Annotated in this window: 21 protein-coding genes; 1 reads left to right on the top strand and 20 read right to left on the bottom strand. The window is 31.2% G+C overall.

Going from position 1 to position 20,070, the window contains the following annotated elements:
* The first annotated feature begins 122 nt into the window (after positions 1-122).
* Complete coding sequence (locus TEGL_RS02525) at positions 123-2,234, top strand: hypothetical protein (RefSeq protein ID WP_027626990.1); 2,112 nt, start codon at positions 123-125, stop codon at positions 2,232-2,234.
* 106 nt (positions 2,235-2,340) lie between these two features.
* On the opposite strand, the gene TEGL_RS02520 is transcribed toward TEGL_RS02525, so the two are convergent.
* The 20 genes from TEGL_RS02520 to TEGL_RS02425 all read right to left on the bottom strand — a co-directional run bounded on the left by TEGL_RS02520 (position 2,341) and on the right by TEGL_RS02425 (position 19,983).
* Positions 2,341-2,652 carry a phage holin gene (locus TEGL_RS02520; RefSeq protein WP_034855015.1) on the bottom strand — a complete coding sequence of 104 codons (312 nt, stop codon included), beginning with the start codon at positions 2,650-2,652 and terminating at the stop codon, positions 2,341-2,343.
* Between the two features lie 118 nt (positions 2,653-2,770).
* Positions 2,771-3,700, bottom strand: coding sequence for a DUF362 domain-containing protein (locus TEGL_RS02515; RefSeq protein WP_027626992.1), 930 nt, complete (start codon positions 3,698-3,700; stop codon positions 2,771-2,773).
* 109 nt (positions 3,701-3,809) lie between these two features.
* Entirely contained in the window at positions 3,810-4,736 is a 927-nt protein-coding gene (locus TEGL_RS02510) for a hypothetical protein (protein WP_018590474.1), read from the bottom strand.
* A 58-nt stretch (positions 4,737-4,794) separates the two neighbouring features.
* Positions 4,795-5,307: a GlcG/HbpS family heme-binding protein gene (locus tag TEGL_RS02505; RefSeq protein ID WP_018590475.1), complete on the bottom strand. Its 513-nt coding sequence runs from the start codon at positions 5,305-5,307 to the stop codon at positions 4,795-4,797.
* Positions 5,308-5,352: 45 nt separating this feature from the next.
* A complete protein-coding gene (gene eutJ / locus TEGL_RS02500; RefSeq protein ID WP_018590476.1) occupies positions 5,353-6,174 on the bottom strand; it encodes an ethanolamine utilization protein EutJ in 822 nt (273 codons plus the stop codon).
* Positions 6,175-6,257: 83 nt separating this feature from the next.
* Positions 6,258-6,782, bottom strand: coding sequence for a BMC domain-containing protein (locus tag TEGL_RS02495; protein WP_018590477.1), 525 nt, complete (start codon positions 6,780-6,782; stop codon positions 6,258-6,260).
* A 74-nt stretch (positions 6,783-6,856) separates the two neighbouring features.
* Positions 6,857-7,972: a 1-propanol dehydrogenase PduQ gene (locus TEGL_RS02490; protein ID WP_018590478.1), complete on the bottom strand. Its 1,116-nt coding sequence runs from the start codon at positions 7,970-7,972 to the stop codon at positions 6,857-6,859.
* A gap of 29 nt (positions 7,973-8,001) precedes the next feature.
* The gene (locus TEGL_RS02485) at positions 8,002-9,423 is read right to left on the bottom strand and encodes an aldehyde dehydrogenase family protein (RefSeq protein ID WP_018590479.1); all 1,422 of its coding nucleotides are present in this window, start codon (positions 9,421-9,423) and stop codon (positions 8,002-8,004) included.
* Positions 9,424-9,515: 92 nt separating this feature from the next.
* A complete protein-coding gene (gene pduL, locus TEGL_RS02480; RefSeq protein ID WP_018590480.1) occupies positions 9,516-10,166 on the bottom strand; it encodes a phosphate propanoyltransferase in 651 nt (216 codons plus the stop codon).
* Between the two features lie 36 nt (positions 10,167-10,202).
* Complete coding sequence (locus TEGL_RS02475) at positions 10,203-10,481, bottom strand: BMC domain-containing protein (RefSeq protein ID WP_027626993.1); 279 nt, start codon at positions 10,479-10,481, stop codon at positions 10,203-10,205.
* Between the two features lie 16 nt (positions 10,482-10,497).
* Positions 10,498-11,688: a methionine adenosyltransferase gene (gene metK, locus TEGL_RS02470; protein ID WP_034855023.1), complete on the bottom strand. Its 1,191-nt coding sequence runs from the start codon at positions 11,686-11,688 to the stop codon at positions 10,498-10,500.
* A 24-nt stretch (positions 11,689-11,712) separates the two neighbouring features.
* The gene (locus TEGL_RS02465; protein WP_027626995.1) at positions 11,713-13,026 is read right to left on the bottom strand and encodes an aldehyde dehydrogenase; all 1,314 of its coding nucleotides are present in this window, start codon (positions 13,024-13,026) and stop codon (positions 11,713-11,715) included.
* A 44-nt stretch (positions 13,027-13,070) separates the two neighbouring features.
* Positions 13,071-13,334: a EutN/CcmL family microcompartment protein gene (locus tag TEGL_RS02460; RefSeq protein ID WP_027626996.1), complete on the bottom strand. Its 264-nt coding sequence runs from the start codon at positions 13,332-13,334 to the stop codon at positions 13,071-13,073.
* A 16-nt stretch (positions 13,335-13,350) separates the two neighbouring features.
* Positions 13,351-13,758: a BMC domain-containing protein gene (locus TEGL_RS02455; RefSeq protein WP_034855025.1), complete on the bottom strand. Its 408-nt coding sequence runs from the start codon at positions 13,756-13,758 to the stop codon at positions 13,351-13,353.
* A complete protein-coding gene (locus TEGL_RS02450; protein ID WP_027626997.1) occupies positions 13,758-14,546 on the bottom strand; it encodes a hypothetical protein in 789 nt (262 codons plus the stop codon). The genes TEGL_RS02455 and TEGL_RS02450 overlap by 1 nt, the downstream gene beginning before the upstream one ends.
* 73 nt (positions 14,547-14,619) lie before the next feature.
* Entirely contained in the window at positions 14,620-14,898 is a 279-nt protein-coding gene (locus TEGL_RS02445; RefSeq protein ID WP_027626998.1) for a BMC domain-containing protein, read from the bottom strand.
* 46 nt (positions 14,899-14,944) lie between these two features.
* Positions 14,945-15,727 (bottom strand): propanediol utilization microcompartment protein PduB, encoded by a 783-nt coding sequence (gene pduB / locus TEGL_RS02440; protein WP_027626999.1) that lies wholly within the window; start codon positions 15,725-15,727, stop codon positions 14,945-14,947.
* Between the two features lie 25 nt (positions 15,728-15,752).
* The gene (locus TEGL_RS02435) at positions 15,753-16,670 is read right to left on the bottom strand and encodes a glycyl-radical enzyme activating protein (RefSeq protein ID WP_018590484.1); all 918 of its coding nucleotides are present in this window, start codon (positions 16,668-16,670) and stop codon (positions 15,753-15,755) included.
* 38 nt (positions 16,671-16,708) lie between these two features.
* Entirely contained in the window at positions 16,709-19,252 is a 2,544-nt protein-coding gene (locus TEGL_RS02430) for a glycyl radical protein (protein WP_027627000.1), read from the bottom strand.
* A 167-nt stretch (positions 19,253-19,419) separates the two neighbouring features.
* Complete coding sequence (locus TEGL_RS02425) at positions 19,420-19,983, bottom strand: DJ-1/PfpI family protein (RefSeq protein WP_330370775.1); 564 nt, start codon at positions 19,981-19,983, stop codon at positions 19,420-19,422.
* Between the last annotated feature and the right edge of the window lie 87 nt (positions 19,984-20,070).

Below are 20,070 nucleotides of genomic sequence, written 5' to 3'. Positions count from 1 at the left end.
TACATTAATGTTACATCTCAGAAAAAAAATCAATATAACTAGGCTTTATACTTTATAAGTAGATTAGAAACACCACCATAATCTGTGCTAAATTTAAAATAATATATAACGAGGAGAAAATAATGTTAAAAAAAGCTAGAAAACTATCTATTTGTTTATTATGTATTACCATGCTACTTGTATTTTTACCATCAAGTACATATGCGTCTTTGATAATTGGGGGAGATGATTTTGAAATTATTGGTGAGGATATGCTTCAGGAGAATCCCACAGGTTCTGATAAACCCTACTTTTCATTAAATGAAGTTATGGAGAAATTAGGTGGAGTTAAATTAGATAATAAAAAAGACAACACATTTCAATATAAAATTTCAAATGAGAAAGACAAAGATATCATAACTTTTAATAAAAAGAACTCTCAAATTAGTATAAATGGAAAAGTGCAAAAAGATAAGTATTATGAAAAAGATAATAAGATCTATGCACCTTATAATATTTTTAAAAAAATGAAAACATCTCCATCTGTAGAGTCTGGACTTATGGATAAACTTATTGTTGATCCATCTAAACCTAAGTATAGTGATGTATCTGTTTACAATTTAGGCAAAGATAAATATTTGTTTCCGCATAATATATATAACATACTAGATGAGGGAAGTACTTCAAAGTATATAACATATGATAATAATGGTTCTATTACTGTTCCTGAAGGTAATAAATTGCCCCTTGTAATTTTCCTTCATGGTTCATATCAAGGAACTGGTCTGTCAACATACTTTGATGTTGGTTTTGCAGATAATATGAAAGCATTAGCAAAGGAAGGGTTTGTATCACTTGGTCTAAATTTAACACCAGTATACTCTCTCGATTCTTCTGATTCTGATAAAAATTCACGATATAAAGCACAAAAATATTTATTCAACAAAATATTAAAAACACATATAGAATCACTTAAGGATGCTGTTAATAAGGGTAATGATAATATTTATGGTTTTGATATGAAAAATAAAATTGATTTCAACAATGTTATTCTTGTTGGACATTCAAGAGGCGGGCAAAACATATTTTTAGGTAATGAAATATTAAAAGAAATGGGGCTCAATGTTAAAGGAAACATTTCAATAGCTCCAGCAAACTACTGGCCAGCTTTTGATAGTTATCCTGATGTTCCTACTGGAATTATATTACCTCAACTTGATGGAGATGTTATTACATTAGATGGACGTCAAATTTTTGATACAATGGCATTACAAAAAAGAAAGAGCGATCTTCAACTAATATATTTATACTCTGCTAATCATAATAACTTTAATTCTACAATCTTTAAAGAAGACAATTCATTTGTAGATGCAAAGGGTAATATACTAAAAGAGCCTATGTCAGGTAAAGTACAACGTGATTTTGCAAGCAAATATATTGTAGACTTTTCTAAATCAACCATTGAAAAAGGCAACTTATCTGCCCTATCACCTAGTGAAGACGGAACTTTATATAAACAAAATGTATTAATGAGTTTTGTCAAAGGTGGAAGTAAGCCATTATTTAACGCAACTTCTAACTCTGATTTTAAAATGCTTTTAGGAAATTTCAAAAAGGTTATTGCAAGTAAAGATAAAGAAAAAAATACTGCAGGAAATGTAAGATTACCAGGAGTTTCAAACAATTACCCTCTTGTATCACTTACTTTTAAAAATACAAAGGATAAAGTCAGCTTTAAACTTCCAAATAACAATGACTTTACTAAATTTGATACTCTTTGTCTTGAAATCATGCAAAATTCAACAGATCCTATTAATGAAGGTAAAGATAAAATGTTAGATATAACTCTTACTGATAAAAACGGTTCATCATATACTATTTCTACAGAACCAAATACAAATTCATTACAGCATCAACCTGGTAAAATGACTAGTATATCCCTAAGAGATGAAGAAGCCCAAACAATGTATTCAAATATTACACCACTTTCCACACTTATGATTCCTCTTAGTAAATTTGATGGCAAGGTTGATATTTCAAAGATATCCAAAGTTGATATTTCTCCATCTAAATCAACTGAGCAAGGTAGTTTCTTGCTACAAAGCATGTATCTATCTTATATAAATAACCCTAATAATTCGGAAGTAACAACAGGTCTTTCAAGGACAATGATTTCATATATATTGATTTTTGCTTTAGCATCTTTTATTGTCCTTATTTTTTCAAAAAAACTAATTAAGCACAATACAAAATAATTTCATATTAAACATAAAAAGAGTATATCTCACTAAAAATAGTGGACATACTCTTCTTATATTTTTCTAATAAAAATTAGTCTTTTTACTTAAGTTTAAGCTGATATTAGTTAGCTATATTAATAATTTTTTTTATTTCATATACAGCTGCTTCTATAAGTGTCTCAGCTTGTTCTTTAGTAATCTTATTGTTTGTTAACTCTAAGATTTTAGAAACTGCTAATTCTTTTTTTGCACTACCTAATAAATCATGATTCGTTTGCTCAACATACATAACTACTTGCTTTGCTAAATTATAATAAGTTGCTATTTTTTCATTATTTATTTTTTTCTTCAAATAATTAATTACAAATCCGCCACCTATAGTTATCACTGCAGTTAGTATGGTTAATAAAGCATTAAATAAGTCAGCATTCATAATATGTCTTCTTTCTATTTTGAATTAATACAATATTTTACAAATAATATTGTATTAATCTAAGATATGTTATAAGTTAAAAAAAGTTTACTATGACACTTACACTTTTATTAAAATATTACCCGTGAATATCTTTTAGCTTTTCTCTGTCCACTATATTTTTCTTGTTACCATAGGCAGACTTACTAAATATTTTTTCTGCTTCTATTAAATCCATACCTTTTATAGTCATATTTATAGGATTCGCCTCTCCCAGTCCATCCTTGTAAAGTCCATACAAATAAGCCACACCTTGTGGTAAGAATCCAAGTAGTCTAGCTCCCACACTATCTGCTGCAACAGGATCTGTACTTGCTATTATAAGACCAGGCGTATCTACTGCCTGACCAAATATTGGACCTGTACCTATCATAGCCTTGTCTAAACTTATTATTGACAAATCTATGGGAACTTTCTTTGCAAAACTTCTTATAAAGCCATGTAAGTCTTCATGTATTCCTGTTTGTTTCTTTGGAAATCCATGAACACTTGCAGGAGGATAACCCATGGCAATATTTTTAATACTAGCTGTAACAGTGGCTTCTTCGTGATATTTTAGCTGAGTAAATGATATTATTACATCTGCTTCATCTACTATTTTATTTATGGGTGTGGTTTTGATTATGTCATGATCTAATTTTAATTCAATAAATGTTCCATAATTCATGTCTATAAATTCAACATCTTCTTCTTTTATTACTTTATCATATCCCACATTTATCATAACCTCAGTCGTTTCTGTTCCGCCAGACCCTGTGGCTATGTATATCGCTGATGGCTCTTTTGTTTTTACATATTGTATAAGCCTTTGTAAAGTTTTAGGCCCAACTACAACGCCCTCTTTTGCTTGTTTGTCTTTTACCCAGTTTGGTGTGATTATTACCTTATCTCCTTTTTGTATAATTTTATCTATGGGTAGTAAATCTAAGGCTTTTTCTAAGGATTTTCCTTCTGTTAGTGCCTTTGTTATGGCAACTATAGGTTCTTTTATTTTACGATTTTCTCTCATGCACTCACCTCTTTATATAAGTGTTTGCATTTATAGTCTTGTTATACTTTATATTAATTACAATTAGTATTCTAAACTGAGAAAAAATAAGTACTAATATTATATAATACTAAGCAAATATAGCTAAAATTATAAATGTCATTACAAATATAGTACAGGCAGGTGGATCTATATGGCTATCAACATAGCTATTAAATGTTTTTGTAAAGAAGTCTCCTAACAGTGCACATAAAATAGCAACTATTATTCCTACTATAGGATTTCCTGACAGTACAAATGCATTTGCAGCAGGAAGACTTATATGATGAGTTGTTGGTACTCCTGTTCCAAATTGTGCAAAAATTAAAGTTATTGCACTTATTCCAAAACATAGGGCTGGATATGATCCTTTAACTGAATCCATAGGTACTCCACCCTCAATTAATACTGCACCTGTATAACTTACTACAACGCCTACTACTAAACCTAGTGCAATATTGTAAACTAGTTCATTGCCCTTTGATATAAATGCTCTTGAATTTGTACCTGTGTATTTACCAATTAACCCACTTTTACCCAAGATTAATCTTGCTAATATACCTGATGTTGCAACTGTCATAGCAACTGTATCTGTTTGTAAACCTATTATATTTGCATATAAATGATTTATTAAAAATCCTATTACCCCAAATATTCCCCCAACAATAATAATAGAATAGTCTCCCTTTGCATTTAAAGCAAATGTAATATCAGAACCATTAAATACATCCTCACCTGCTAGTATAGCTGTCTCCCCATTACTCAGTTGGCCTGTTCTTAAAGCTGTGCTTTTTCTACCAGCATAAGCTGCTGCTGCAACACCACCTGCAAATGCTATGTGGGGACCAAAAAATGATCCAAATGCTAGATTTCCTACTAAAACATCAGCACCTCCAGCCAAAGCTATTCCAGTTCCTGCTAATGCTACAAATCCAGTCATGATAAATGCTGGTAATGCTCCTAAAGCTGCACCAAAAGCGCCTCCACCAAAAGCTGCAATTAAAGATAAAAAACTCATATTATTTCCCTCCGTTTTTAATAATATAATTTAGTTAAAAATTAAAATATAATAAATTTCATTTTGATATTATTTTTCTAAGAGCATATTCGCATACACACATATCCTCTTCCACACTTCCGCCACTTATTCCAATTGCTCCCGCTACTTTGCCATTATATTTGAATGGTATTCCTCCCCCAAATATTACGATTTTATTGTTCGTATGTTGGATACCATATAAGGCTTCCCCTGGTTTACATAAATCTTTAAGCTTGTCCGTTGGCATTTTTAAGCTTACTGCTGTGTATGCTTTCTTTAAAGATAAATCTATACTTGCAAGAAGAGAATCTTCCATTCTATGAACTAAAATTACATTTCCTCCATCATCTACTATTGAGATAACCATAGGTACTTTTATTTCTTTCGCCTTTTCTTCAGCGAACTCTGCTATTTTTTTAGCGCTTTGTAAATTAAGTTCTACTGATGTATTTTCATCTTCATTAAAATTTTCTTTATTTTGATAATCTAGAAATTCATTTTTAATTACTTTTTTTATTATAGATTCTATTTCTTTCATATTTTCAGACAAATTTATATCCTCCCTTAGCTTGGATTGCATATTCTACAATTTACTCTAAATTGTACAATTCATAGCTATTCCTAGAGGTGTTACTAAAAGTGGATCTATAGGTTTTATAGTTTTCACTCTTATTTCTTTTTCAAATATTTTTTCGAATTCCTTAAAACAGCAAGCTCCTCCTACTACGTATATTTCATGAACATCATAGTCTTCTATGTATTTTTTTACTATTGCAGCCATTTTTTCTACTACTGGTCTAATTATTGAAAATATTTCTTGTTCCTTGTTAGTTTGTTTTTTTACTTCTTCCGCTTCTTCAAGTGTCTTTTGTAAAAATCCAGCTAAGACAAGTGTCATATGAGTACCTCCTGTAGCCTCGTCTGCAGTAAAGATAACTTCTCCATCTTTCAATATGCTTATACCTGTCGTTCCTCCTCCAACATCCACTACTACTCCTTCTTTTATACCTAGTGCATAAGAAGCAGCTGTTGGTTCATCAACTATATTAACAACTTCTAAATCAGCTGACTCAACTACATTTGCTATAGCTTTTATATTTCCTTTTGTTATTCCAGGAGGTATAGCAGTTGCTGCATAAGATAACTTCTCTCCTATTATCTCTTCTACCTGTTCTTTTAACATTCTTACTATTCTTATAGCTCCCATATAGTCAACTACTATTCCATCTTTTACTACACTTGAACCATATGTTGCTCCTGCTATAGGATTATTATTTTCATCAACTACAGATAAAACAATATTAGCCGTACCTAAGTCAACTCCTACCTTTAATTTTCCTTCATACTTGTTGCACTTTTTTTCTCTTATAAGATACGAGAATTCTTCTAGCAATTGATTACTTTTATCTAAGCTCAAAATATCACCTATCCTCCCTCTATTTTTTAATCATATATATTCTATTAATTTATATACTTATTTTCTAAATATAATTTTGTTGTTTAGCTATCGGTATCTTTATCATCATAATGAATACAATTTACTCTTAAATCACCTTTTTCTCTAGGACATTTAGGATCTTTGCATAAATTACATGTATATTTCTCTTCGTAAGAATCTTCTTTAAAATCATTCTCTTCTTCTTTATTCATATCTTCTTTCGTATTTTTATTTGTTTCTTTATCTTTTTCTTCTTTATTTATTATTAAGTCGTTTTTATCAACATCTGTATTTATATATATATCCTCATATCCAACTGTATTTTCGTTTTTGATTAGACACTCAATTCCATCACCAGGTCTTGGTATAACCTTTTTATTTAATACTTTTGCAATCTTACTTGATGCTTGTACAGCTGCTGTAACAGCGCCCACATCGCCTTCTATTTTTATTAGTACCATTCCATGTCCTTGACTTAACTCATATCCAATTAAAGTAACGTTTGCAGATTTTACGCAAATATCTGCTACCTCAATTGCACTAGAAAGACCAATTACTTCTATAATTCCAATTGCTAACCGTAACATATACTGACCTCCTTTGATACTAGGTGATAAGCAAAAAGCTGGATTATAAACCCAGCCCTTTATAATATATACATTTAGTATATTTGCAATAATATTTCTCTTATATCATCGATACTTATATCTTTAGGTGTGGTAGACAAACATCTATCTTTTAATGTGTTTTCTACCATAGTATTAATACTATCTTTATAGTCAACCTGACTAATATTCATATCTCTTATTCTAAGTGGCATATTCATAGATATCATCATAGTTTTTATAATACGTTTTAATATTTCTACTGCTATTTTAGGGTTCTCGTCTATACTTACAAATTGTAGTTTGTATGAAAGTTTTGCATATTTTTTTAGTATCAACTCATCTTTACAGTTATAGTCGATTACACTATTTAGTAACATAGCATTTGCAAGTCCATGTGGAATATGGAAGGTAGCACCTAATTGATGTGCTATACTATGATTTACGCCTAATCCAGCCATATTAAAAGACATCCCTGCAAGAGTAGATGATTCCTGCATCATCATTCTACTATCTAAATCATTACCCTCTTCATAACATTTAACTAATGATTTTATTAATAGTTCTATTGATTTTTCTGACAATGCATCAGAAAATACATTATTATTTTTGGACACATAAGCTTCTAATGAATGAGTTAATACATCCATTCCTGTATTGGCAGTAACTGTTTTTGGAACTGTTAGTGTTAACGTCGGATCCAAAAGCGCTACATCTGGTAAAATCTCATCTGACTCTATTATCTTTTTTACATTACTATCTTTGTCTGTTATAACAGTTAAAGATGTGACTTCTGTTCCTGTTCCACTAGTAGTTGGAACCGCTATAAATAAAGGATGAGATGTTAAGTTTTCTAACTTGGTAAAATAAAGTATTGCTTTTGCAGTATCAATAGAAGATCCGCCACCAAAACCAATTAAAATAGAAGGTTTTTCTTTGCATATATGTTTAATTCCTTCAACAACTACTTCTGTAGAAGGATCTGGTACTACACCATCATATATGTAGACATTATTATTAACTTGTAAAATATCTGTAAGATATGATACTGCTTTACTTTCTACTAGAAACTTATCACATACTATTAAAATAACTTGATTATTAATTTCTTCAAGATATTTTATAGACTTGTCCCCACTATAAATTCTTGTTTTGATATATACATTTGACATTACATTTCTCTCCCTTAGTGTTCTATCAATTATCTTATGCTGAATGAATCTGATACAACACATCTACGAATTCTACAAAAAGATTTTGGAGATGTTAATCCTTCACCTGTAGGTCCAGCTATTGTAAATGTTGAATGTCCTTCTCCCCCTACACCTATTCCAGCATAAGAAGGTGCATTTTTAACAAATATTGTAGTCTCCATAATTTTTGACATTTTACTTAACTTATCTATATTTTTAGAGTGCATAATTGCTGTATGTCTATTTCCATGTTCAGCTTCTTGTGCATATTCTATAGCTTTATCTACATCTTCAACTCTTACAATTGGTAAAATAGGCATCATCATTTCTTCTTGAACAAAGGTATGATCCTTATCAACTTCCATAATGATAGCTTTAATATCATCACCAACAGTCACCCCTATTTTATCTAGTATGTATTTTGCACTTTTCCCTACAAAGTTAGTTTTTGGAGCTCCATTTTCTTTGGCAACAACACTTAAAAGTTGTTCTATTATCTGCTTGTCTTTAACTAAATAAGCTCCATTTAACTTCATATTTTCAATTAAGCTATCACAAATAGAAGCTACTGCGAATACTTCTTTTTCTGCTATGCAAGGAACGTTATTATCGAAACTACATCCAGCTATAATATCCTTAGCTGCTTTTTTAATATCTGCAGTTTCATCTACAACAACTGGAGGATTTCCTGCTCCTGCTCCAATAGCTTTCTTTCCTGATGAAAGTACTTTTTTAACTATTGATGGTCCACCTGTTGCTACTAAAAAACGCACTTTTGGATTTTCAATCATTTTATTTGTATTTTCAATTGAAGGTTTTTCAACCATAGTTATGAGATTTTTAGGTGCTCCTTCCTCTTCTAATGCTTTGTTAAGCATTTTTATAATAGTTTGAGAAACATTAGTAGCTCTCGGGTGTGGACTGAATACTACTGTATTTCCTCCTGCTATCATACCTATAGAGTTACAAATAATAGTTTCTGTAGGATTTGTTGTAGGAGTTATAGCCCCAATAACCCCAAATGGACAATACTCTACTAAAGTGAGACCATCATCTCCCGTTTTTACAGATGATACTAAATCTTCTGTACCAGGAGTTTTTTCAGCTGCTAATCTATTTTTTATTAACTTATGCTCATAACACCCTATTTCAGTTTCATCTACTGCTAATTTAGATATAAGCTCAAGATTTTCTTTTTTTAATATTGCTCTTCTTATGGTATCCACATATTTTTGTCTATCTGATATTTTTGAAAATAATAGTTCTTGTTGTGCTACATATGATGCATCAATAGCGTCTTCTATAGTTTCAAAAACTCCATAGTTATCTTCCATAGAATCTTTTTTTACTTCTTTATCAACATTTTCAATTTTTATTTCTTTAAGTGCATCTGAAACCATTTTTTCAATCAATTTTACATCTATATCCATATTTACACCTTCCTTAAAGTTAACTATTCCTGTCATTTAGAGATGATAACAACTCTAATAATGTATTTAAATTTCTAAGATATATTTCTTAATTACTTTTGTTTTTTTATAATGACATAATCATTATTTTTTAAATCAAATGCATTTGCTTCATCCATATCTACATGCATTTCTAATTTATATTTAGGCGATACTCTAACAAGTACATCTCCTAAAATTCCTGATCGTTGACCACAAATTTGTACTTCTACAGTATCCTTGTCTTTAATTCCCATAATTTGCCCATCTTCCGGTGTCATGTGAATATGACGCAACGCAATTATTGCTCCATAAGGAAGTTTTATAACTCCCTTAGGTCCAATAATTTCTATACTAGACGTTCCTTCTAAATCTCCTGACTCTCTTACTAAAGCTTTTAATCCAAGACGAAAACTATCAGTTCTTGAAATTTCTACTTGGCTTTCTTCTCTTACAGGTCCTAGAATGCGAACCTTTTTAAACTCACCTTTTGCCCCTCTAATAGTAACCGTTTCATTACTAGCAAATTGACCTGGTTGTTTTAAATCTACTTTTTTTGTAAGACTATATCCTTCTCCAAATAACACATCTAAATCTTTTTGTGATAAATGAATATGTCTATTTGATATTCCTACTGGTATTCTTGATTTTTCATATTCTTTTAATTTGTCTATTACCTTCTGAGTAATAATTTTTATTAATATTTCTGAATCTTCTGAAATCATATTTTATGCTCCTTTTATAATACTACAACCTCATTTTTATAAAGATTTTGGTAGTATTTTTTCAACATCTGTGTGTGGTCTTGGTATTACATGAGTAGAAACTACTTCTCCAATAGCATTTGCTGCTGCAGTACCTGCATCTACTGATGCTTTAACAGCTCCAACATCTCCCCTAACCATCACAGTTACTAATCCAGAACCTATTTTTTCGTATCCTATTAAATTTACATTTGCTGCTTTTGTCATTGCATCTGCTGCTTCTATAGCGCCTACTAATCCTTTTGTTTCCACCATTCCTAATGCTTCATTTGACATTTTTATGTCCTCCTATTTAAATTAATATATTTTTTAATTTTCTTTTTATTTCATAAATTTTATCAGTTTTCTCCCAAACAAAATCCTCATCACTTCTTCCAAAATGGCCATATGCTGCCGTTTTCAAATACTGTGGTTTTCTTAATTGAAGATTTTCTATTATATCTACAACTTTAAATGAGAAAACCTCTTTAACTATTTCTTCAATTTCTCTATCAAGTATTATGCCTGTATTAAATGTGTTTACAGTAACAGCTAAAGGTTCTATTCCTCCAATAGCATAGGCAATTGATACTTCACACCTTCTGGCAATATTAGATGCTACTATATTTTTAGCAACATATCTTGCCATATAAGCTCCTGAACGATCAACTTTTGTTGGGTCCTTTCCTGAGAACGCCCCTCCCCCATGTCTAGAAATAGTACCATAAGAGTCCACCATTATTTTCCTTCCAGTAAGACCTGTATCTCCTGTTGGTCCTCCAATTACAAATCTACCTGTAGGATTAATATATATTTTCGTATATTGTGTTAACCATTTTTTATCTATAATAGGATTAATAACAGATCCAATTATAAATTTTCTAAGCAAATCATTAGATATTTTTTCGCTATGTTGAGCTGAAATAACAATACTTTCAATACTTATAGGATTATCATTTGAATCATAAGCCATTGTCACCTGTGTTTTTCCATCAGGATATAAGAAGTATGCTCCTTCAACTTTTCTAACTTTAGCAAGTTGAAATGATAATTTATTAGCCAGTTCACAAGAAATAGGCATATAGTTTTTAGTTTCATCACAAGCATAACCATACATTATTCCTTGGTCACCGCTTCCTATTATCTCTTTGTCTTCATTAATAGATTTTTTAACTCCTATTGATATATCTGATGATTGATTGTGTACATTAGTTAAAACTAAACAAGAATCGGCGTCAAATCCCTTGTTTAGCGTTGTATATCCTATCTTTCTAATAATATTTCTGGCTACTTCAGCAATATTAACTTTTGCAGTGGATTTAACTTCACCAGCAATTACTAATGTATCTGTAGATACCATAGCTTCAACAGCTACATGAGATTTGCTATCCTGCTTTAAATATTCATCTAATATACCATCTGATATTTGATCACAAATCTTATCTGGATGACCTTCTGTAACAGATTCTGATGTTACATAATATCTTATTTCTTCTCTATTCATCTTCCCCTATCACTTCCTTATCATTTAACGAATGGAAAAGCCTGTTGTTAATATACATCTTCTTTTTCTTCCAAAATTTTTGGAAGTTGTTGAACCTTCTCCTGTAACATTAGCTATTGTGAACGTTGTATCTCCTTCTTCATCAAACCCTATTCCAAAATATGAAGGTCCATTTTTCACAAATATAGATGTTTGCATTTTTTTAGCAGCTCTATTTAAATGTTCAATGGATCCTGAGAACATACTTGATGTATGCTTAAAGCCTTGCTCGATCTCCATAGCTGTTTCTAAAGCTTCATCAAAATTTTTAGCTCTTACAATTGGAAGTATTGGCATGAATATTTCTTTTACAACAACATCACTATAAGAAGAATCTTCAAATACAATTAACTTTATAGTTTCATCTACTTTTATGCCCGATTTATGTAAGATTAGATTCGCATCTTTACCTTCTAATTTTTTATTTATATTACCCTCTTCAGTTATAATCGTATTTAATAATTTTTCTTTTTCTATTTTGCTAGTAATAAAGTAAACTTCATTACGTTTAATTTCTTCTACAAATTTATCAGCAATATCCTCAACTAAAACAACACTTTTCTCAGATGTACACATAAGATTATTATCAAAAGATGCACCTAAAAATATATCATTTGCAGCTTTTCTAATATCTGCTGTTTCATCTACTATAGCAACTGGATTTGCAGGTCCTGCAGCTATAACTTTTTTCTGAGAACTTAAAGCCTTTTGTAATCCAGTGCTTCCACCTGTAAAAACTACTAGATCTACATCTGGATGGCTCATTAATTCTTGTGTATATTTTATAAGACTTTCATCTAAGGTCACTACTAGGTTGTGAATACCGCAAACTTCTAAAATAGCTTTATTTATTAATTCAGTTACTAGTTGTGATACTTTCATTGCTCTTGGATGAGGACAATGAATAACAGAATTGCCTGCTGATAATAAAGCAATTGTATTGTTTATTAAAGTTGCACATGGATTTGTACATGGCTGTACTGCACAAGTAACTCCATATGGTGAAATTTCGTACAATGTCATACCATGATCTCCTGTACTTACTTCTGTAGTTAAATTCTCAATTCCAGGTGTTTTGTCAATAGCAAGAGAAATCTTCTTAGCTTTATCATTTATATTCCCCATACTAGTTTCAGCAACAGTTATCCTAGCTAAATCATTAACCAAGGGACGAAGAGCTTTTTTAATAGCCTCAATAATTTCTTGTCGCTCATTTAATGTAAATTCTGTATATCTCTCAAATGCTTTCTTTGATACAAAAACTGCATCACAAACACTTTCATAAATACCACTTTTCATTTGAAGAAACTTCACCCCCTTTTATACTTTTGAAAAATTAATTGCTAAATATCTATAGCATCAATAATTCCTATAATTGCCATGTCAATTATGGATTCTTTTCTTTTTGGATCCACACGGACTGATGATCCTTGAGCAATTAGAACAATATCTCCTATTCCTGCTCCCACAAAATCTACAGCAATTTCTTCACTATCTATATATTCACTCGTACCATTAACTCGCCTAATTATCATTAACTTACACCCAACTAGTGACTCTTCTTTTCTAGTCGCTACAACAGTTCCTATAACTTTTGCCAATTTCATAATCTTTACGCACCTTTTACTCTTTATTTTCTAAATTATCATCAGCTTCTTCATTTAATTCACTAATTTCACAATCCGTTAAAGAGTTATCTATTTTAACATTTTCTTCATTGTTTTCTTTTTTATCTATGTTTTCATTACTGTCTTCTTTATTTGTACCGAAAACTTTATATACAAAATCTGATGGTCTTGGAATAACTTTAGATGATACAAAGTTATTGTTTGTAATTCCTATTTGTTTACCTGCACTTACGGCAGCATTTACTGCTCCAATATCTCCAGTAATTTTTATAGTCATATATCCTAAACCTTTTGAATTTTCTATTCCAACAATTTTTATATTAGCGGATTTTGCCATAGCATCAGCCACTACAACTGCTGTTGACATTCCTCTAATTTCAACTAATCCTAATGATTGATTCATTATCTGTCACCTCCATAAAATTGCTTTATTTCTATATTTAAATTTCTGGCTTTTTCTCTTGCCAAGTCAGTTATAATATCATCAGAGTTGACAATAATAGTTCCATTAGCTCCATATTGTTCTACATTTTCTAAAGTTATTACTTTCTTTCTAACTTTATCTTCTTGTAATGAAGTATTCTCTTTTATATTTAATTTAACTTTCATTTCTTCATTTGAATTCTTTTCTTTGTACAATTTAATTAATTCTGATGTACTTCTTATCTCTATTCCATACTCTAAAACCTTTCTATAATAAGATACAATCTGATTTATATAGGCTTTAGGCTCTTTACTTGTAAACTTTTTCAAACCTGATTTCAAAAATACTATCTTTCCCCCTTCTTCTATAGCTGATGAAATCCATTTATTGTAAAATGTATCACTTATACATAGTGCTGTTTTCACAACTAAATCCCTTTCAACTACTGGAAATATACTTATTGCATGGGAAAGGTCTTTTGCTATTCCATCTGAAAAATATATTATGTTTTCATCTGGAACATATTTATTTATATGTGATTTACAAAGATTATTTTTTAATATATCATCTGCAACTAGGTGAATATGAAATAAATCACTTTTATATATCTGTTCTAAAAAATCTAAATACTCTGAGTCACATTTTTTACTACAAAATATATAGACTTTTAATTTTTCTATATTCTGTTTTAGAGTATTGCTTTGATTTGTAATCTCTAACAATACTCTCTTTATAATTTCTCTTAGTTTTTCTTCACTAATATTCAAATCTACACCTCATCTCAATAAGCGCCTCAATTGTAAAATTGAGGCACTATTTTACATTTATATGTAAATGTTTCTATTTAATATTAGAAAGAATCTTTTCAACATCTGTGTGTGGTCTTGGTATTACATGAGTTGATACTACTTGACCTATAGCCGAAGCTGCTGCTGTACCTGCATCTACTGATGCTTTCACAGCTCCTACATCACCTCTTACCATTACTGTTACTAAACCTGAACCTATTTTTTCATATCCTACTAATATAACATTTGCAGCTTTAACCATTGCATCAGCTGCTTCTATAGCTCCTACAAGCCCTTTTGTTTCTATCATTCCTAATGCTTCAGAATTCATATATAAGCCTCCTTTTAATAAAACCAGTTTTTAATTATTTTTTATATTATATATATGGAGTTGTTGTAGGTTTAGGTTCATCACCTAAAGCTCCAAGCATTTTTTTACCAGCTGAAATTGCTGCTTTAACTGCTTGTCTTACTGCTCCTGAATCTCCTGTGAAAGTTAAAATAATTTCATTTGAATAACTTGTTCCATTAGATGGAGAGCAGTATCCAACAACCTCTACATTTGCGGCTTTAACTGCTATATCTGCTAAAACTGTTCCTATAGCAGCTGGCCCAGCACAAGTCATTCCAAACGCTTTGCCAAGAGGAGCCCCTAAAGCTTTTTCTAAACAATAGCTTGCCCTTGCAGTATATTGAAATTCTAAATGACCTGCATCGTTACTATATACATCGCCAAAATATTTAGGTAATGCTTGAAGTGCTATTTCAACTGCTCTTCTAGCATCGGATACGTCATCTGCTCCTATGTATATAAGACTTCCATGACCTGCTCCACCTTTTGTATCTCTTGGTAATTCAACAGATATAATTTCTGTATTTGTAGCTTTTACAGCTTCATCAACTGCCCATATTTGAGGTCCTGCGCCTGTTCTTCCACCAATAATACCTATTGAACGATATTTTCCTAAATTCATAGTTTCAACTAACATTGAATCTACACTTGCTATTACAAGACCTATAGTATCACCCATTGCAGTACCTACAAACTCAGTCATACCAATAGATTTATTTTCAGTACAATTTTCTTTAGCTTTTTCTTTTTTAACACCCAACTCTTCAGTTACTTGCTTCATTACTTTTTCAATTAAATTCTGATCCATTAAACTTTCCTCCACTCTATTTTAACTATCCACCTATGATACATTGAATACCATAGCTTTCTACGATTTTTTTATGCTCATCTAAATCTTCTTCGTTCAATCTTTTAAGTCCATCAAGAACGTACTCTCTGCCTAAAAGATCGTATTTGTTTTCACCAAAAGTATGATATGGTAAAAGGTGTATTGTATCTACGTTTTCAAGAGTTTTTACAAACTTGGCAATATCCTCAATACCTTTACAAGAATAGTTAAACTCAGGTATTACAGGAACTCTAACAACAGTTTTAGTAATTTGAGAAATACGTTTAGCATTTTTCAAAATTATTTCATTAGATACACCAGTAAATTCTTTGTGAATTTGTGGATTTATATGTTTTATATCTAATAAAACTGTATCTACATATGGTATAACTTTCTCAATAGCTTCTTCACTTCCAAACCCAGTTGTTTCAATAGCTGTATTCCATCCCTGACCTTTACAGGCTAATAGCAATTCTGATGCAAACTCATATTGAACAAGGGGCTCGCCTCCAGAAAGAGTAATACCTCCATCAGATCTTCTAAATATAGTTCCATCTTTTTTTAACTCTTTTATTGCTTGTTGAATTGTCATCATTTTGCCTTTTAAAACTAATGCGCCTGATGGACAAACGTTAGTACATTCTCCGCAGCTCGTACATATATTCCTGTCAATATGAGTTTCATTATTAAAACTTATTGCCCCAATTTTGCAAACCGAAATACACCTACCACATCTAAAACAATCACTTTTTTTATACATTACAATAGGATTATTATTTTGACTTTCAGGATTACTGCACCATCTACAGTGTAAAGGGCAACCCTTAAGGAATACAATTGTACGAATACCGGGACCATCATGTAATGAGAATCTCTGTATATCAAATACAGTTCCTGCCATATTATAATTAATTGAATCCATAATGACTCCCTTCACTCTCTTATTCTATCTACTAATTTTTATAAATTTTGTTCTGTACGGCTAATGATGTCATCTTGTACTTCTTTAGCTAATACAGTAAATTGAGCACTATATCCAGCAACACGTACAACTAAGTCTTTGTGTTCTTCTGGATTATTTTGAGCTTCTATAAGTTTTTCTCTATCTATTACGTTAAATTGAACATGCATACCTTTATGATCAAAATATGATCTTACTATTGATGCGAATCTCTTAAGTCCTTCATCTCCTGCTAATGCTGAAGGTAAGAATTTTTGATTATAAAGTGTTCCATTTGAATAATTTTCGTGATCTAATTTTGCAACAGACATTGCAGCTGCTGTTGGACCATTTGTATCTTTACCTTGTCTTGGTGAAACACCATCAGCTAAAGGTTGTTTTGCTAATCTACCATCTGGTAGAGCTGCAACATCTTTACCAAATAAAACGTTGGCAGAAACTGGGTAACAACCTGCTTGGAATGCACCTCCACGAGGATTCTTATATTTTTCAACTTCGTGAGAATATATTTGACCACATTTTCTTGCTAATAAATCTACTTCATCTTCATCATTACCATACCAAGTTGTATTTTCCATTACTCTCTTTATATCAGCGTATTTTGAAACATCTCCCCCTGATACTCCGCATGCTAATTCACTTGTTATTGTATTTTGTATATCTGATATATTTATAGCATTTGATGAACCCATGCTACTTAATATACGTTTAACAGCTTCGTATATCTTAGCTTCTTCATCATTAGTTGCTGAATCTCCACAACACTGAGTATCTGCACCATATCCAAAGTTGTTATCTAAAGCTTCCATAAGGTCAGTCATAGTAACTTCTTTATTATCAAATACATGCTTCTTAATTGCATACATTGAGTCACCACTATCAGCTACTCCAAATGCTTGCGGTCCTGTAAAGTTGTAGATTGCTCCACCTTCTTGAACACTCTTACCTCTACCTATACAATCATCAACTAAAGCTGAAAGGAATGGTAATGGAGCCCTTTCTGCATGAGCTAAATCTACACAGTTATCAGCTTCCACTAAGTGATATATGAAGTATTCCATTTGCTTTTTATATGCTTCAAATAATTGATCTATTGAAGTGAACGTTGTCACATCACCTGTAACAGGCCCAAGTTGTTTATCTCCAACTTTACCGTTATGAAGAGTTATTTCTAATATTTTTGCTATATTAAAGAATGCTGCATCATGCCATCCTTCAGTTTTGTGTGGAGTTTGAGGTTCAACACAACCTATTATGCAGTAGTTTCTAGCATCTGCAAGAGATACTCCTCTATTACAAAGTGCTGGTATTATAACCTCATCATTGTACATTGCAGGTACACCAAATCCTAAGCGTGTAACCTCACAAGCTCTATATAGGAATTCGTCTGGTGTATTTTGATGAACACGTATTGAGAATGATGGTGCTGGTAATTTTACATGAGCAACAGCTTCCATACACATGTAAGAAACATCATTTGTAACATCTAAACCTTCTTCATTTTGACCACCTACTATAAGGTTTTGGAAAACTGCGTATCCAGCAAATGCTTGAGCTGACACTTCATCACGAGTTTTATTAACATCATTTAGTTTTACCCATATACAATCTACTAGTTCTTGAGCTCTTTCTTTAGATATCTCTTTATCCATTTGTAAATATGGATACATATATTGGTCAAAGCGACCTGGAGATATTGAATGGCCATTTGCCTCTATTTGAAGTAATATTTGAACAAACCAGAATGATTGACAAGCTTCATAGAAGTTTGTTGCTCTATTTTCTGGAACTCTTTCACAGTTTGCTGCTATTTTAAATAATTCAGCTTTTCTTATTGGATCTGAACAACTTGTTGCCATTTGTCTAGCTTTTTCAGCATAACGATGAGCAAATTTTATTGCAGCACTATATGTAATTATTACTGCATCATAGAAATTTCTTTTCTTTATATATTCAGGATCTGTTGTATCCATTTTTTCTAATGCTTGTTTAACTTCCTCTATTATTCCAGAGAAACCTATTTTTAAAACTTTTCCATAATCTACACAAACGTGGCCAACACCACCGTAGAAGTAGTTACCAACAGTAAATACACCATTAGCTATACAATCTTTTGTATCTTGAGACATGTATGAATCAGCTAATTCACTTGTTGTTTTACCTTCCCAGTACTCAAAAGCACCTTCAAGTTCTCTTGCTGTTTCCTCAGGTATTTGGAATGGATCTGCTATTCTTGTTCCCATTGTTTCAAACTCTTTAGCAACCCACTCATATGAAAATTCTGGACAAAGCTCTGTTGAACGTAAATTTTTAGTAATTGCACCTACAACAAGTTCATCTTCATGAATTGTTATTGGTAAATTATTAAATATATGTTCAGCAGCTTTGGCACGTCTCATTATTGGAGATAATCCTTCTGTTTGCTTATATGACTCTGTTACTAATAAAGCTCTTTCTGACTCTACATATGGTACTGCATTAATAATAGCTTTCTTTAATCTTTTTATACGTTCTGTTGGTTCTGTAAAACCTCTTCCTATCATAAATATCCTCCTCATAACTTGTCTAAGTAAATTTTAAAAAGTTTTTATTTCTAATTGAATTCTATCTTATGGATAATAAAATCTATAAATATTTTAAAAACTTAAAATATGTAATTTTAAAACTTATATTTTTTTTCATTTATTCTTTATTTCACACGAAATTATGTTTATATTATATTTAGTAGCTTTAAAAACCCTTTTAATATTTCTATATTTCCAGGCCATGCTGGAGAAGTAACTATATTTTTACATATAACTGCTTCATGAGCTTCCTTTTTAATAAAGTTTCCACCTACTGATCTAACTTCTGGTTCCAAAGAATAATATGCAGTTACATCTAATCCTTTAATCACATTAGCTGCTGTTAAAATTTGTACCCCATGACAAATTGCTGCTATAGGTTTTTCTAATTCCATAAAATAGTGAATTATATCAAGTACTCTGTTGTCCATTCTCAAATATTCTGGTGAGCGCCCACCTGTTATAAACAATCCATCATACTCATGCAGTTTTATATTTTGGAATGAAGCATTCAAAACAAAGTTATGTCCTAATTTTTCTGTATAAGTCTGGTATCCTTCAAAATCATGAATAGCTGTTTTTACCACATCTCCCTTGTTTTTATCAGGACATACTACATCAACATCCATCCCCACTACTTGTAATGCTTGATAGGGTACCATCAGTTCATAATCTTCTGTGAAATCGCCTGCTATCATTAAAATTTTCACAATATTCCTCCTTAACTTAAAAGGCTTTTCTACCTTTTATATAAATATTAGTAAAACATGATAATCTAATTTCATTTCATTATAATT

Source organism: Terrisporobacter glycolicus ATCC 14880 = DSM 1288 (assembly GCF_036812735.1).
In the GTDB taxonomy this organism is placed as follows: Bacteria; Bacillota; Clostridia; order Peptostreptococcales; family Peptostreptococcaceae; genus Terrisporobacter; species Terrisporobacter glycolicus.
This window is presented reverse-complemented; position numbering and strand designations above follow the sequence as displayed.

Excerpts from the sequence above, each read along its gene's own strand:
- TEGL_RS02525 (WP_027626990.1), top strand. The coding sequence starts at position 123 with ATGTTAAAAAAAGCTAGAAAACTATCTATTTGTTTATTATGTATTACC.
- TEGL_RS02520 (WP_034855015.1), bottom strand. The coding sequence starts at position 2,652 with ATGAATGCTGACTTATTTAATGCTTTATTAACCATACTAACTGCAGTG.
- TEGL_RS02515 (WP_027626992.1), bottom strand. The coding sequence starts at position 3,700 with ATGAGAGAAAATCGTAAAATAAAAGAACCTATAGTTGCCATAACAAAG.
- TEGL_RS02510 (WP_018590474.1), bottom strand. The coding sequence starts at position 4,736 with ATGAGTTTTTTATCTTTAATTGCAGCTTTTGGTGGAGGCGCTTTTGGT.
- TEGL_RS02495 (WP_018590477.1), bottom strand. The coding sequence starts at position 6,782 with ATGTTACGGTTAGCAATTGGAATTATAGAAGTAATTGGTCTTTCTAGT.
- TEGL_RS02490 (WP_018590478.1), bottom strand. The coding sequence starts at position 7,972 with ATGTCAAATGTATATATCAAAACAAGAATTTATAGTGGGGACAAGTCT.
- TEGL_RS02485 (WP_018590479.1), bottom strand. The coding sequence starts at position 9,423 with ATGGATATAGATGTAAAATTGATTGAAAAAATGGTTTCAGATGCACTT.
- pduL (WP_018590480.1), bottom strand. The coding sequence starts at position 10,166 with ATGATTTCAGAAGATTCAGAAATATTAATAAAAATTATTACTCAGAAG.
- TEGL_RS02475 (WP_027626993.1), bottom strand. The coding sequence starts at position 10,481 with ATGTCAAATGAAGCATTAGGAATGGTGGAAACAAAAGGATTAGTAGGC.
- metK (WP_034855023.1), bottom strand. The coding sequence starts at position 11,688 with ATGAATAGAGAAGAAATAAGATATTATGTAACATCAGAATCTGTTACA.
- TEGL_RS02465 (WP_027626995.1), bottom strand. The coding sequence starts at position 13,026 with ATGAAAAGTGGTATTTATGAAAGTGTTTGTGATGCAGTTTTTGTATCA.
- TEGL_RS02460 (WP_027626996.1), bottom strand. The coding sequence starts at position 13,334 with ATGAAATTGGCAAAAGTTATAGGAACTGTTGTAGCGACTAGAAAAGAA.
- TEGL_RS02455 (WP_034855025.1), bottom strand. The coding sequence starts at position 13,758 with ATGAATCAATCATTAGGATTAGTTGAAATTAGAGGAATGTCAACAGCA.
- TEGL_RS02445 (WP_027626998.1), bottom strand. The coding sequence starts at position 14,898 with ATGAATTCTGAAGCATTAGGAATGATAGAAACAAAAGGGCTTGTAGGA.
- pduB (WP_027626999.1), bottom strand. The coding sequence starts at position 15,727 with ATGGATCAGAATTTAATTGAAAAAGTAATGAAGCAAGTAACTGAAGAG.
- TEGL_RS02435 (WP_018590484.1), bottom strand. The coding sequence starts at position 16,670 with ATGGATTCAATTAATTATAATATGGCAGGAACTGTATTTGATATACAG.
- TEGL_RS02430 (WP_027627000.1), bottom strand. The coding sequence starts at position 19,252 with ATGATAGGAAGAGGTTTTACAGAACCAACAGAACGTATAAAAAGATTA.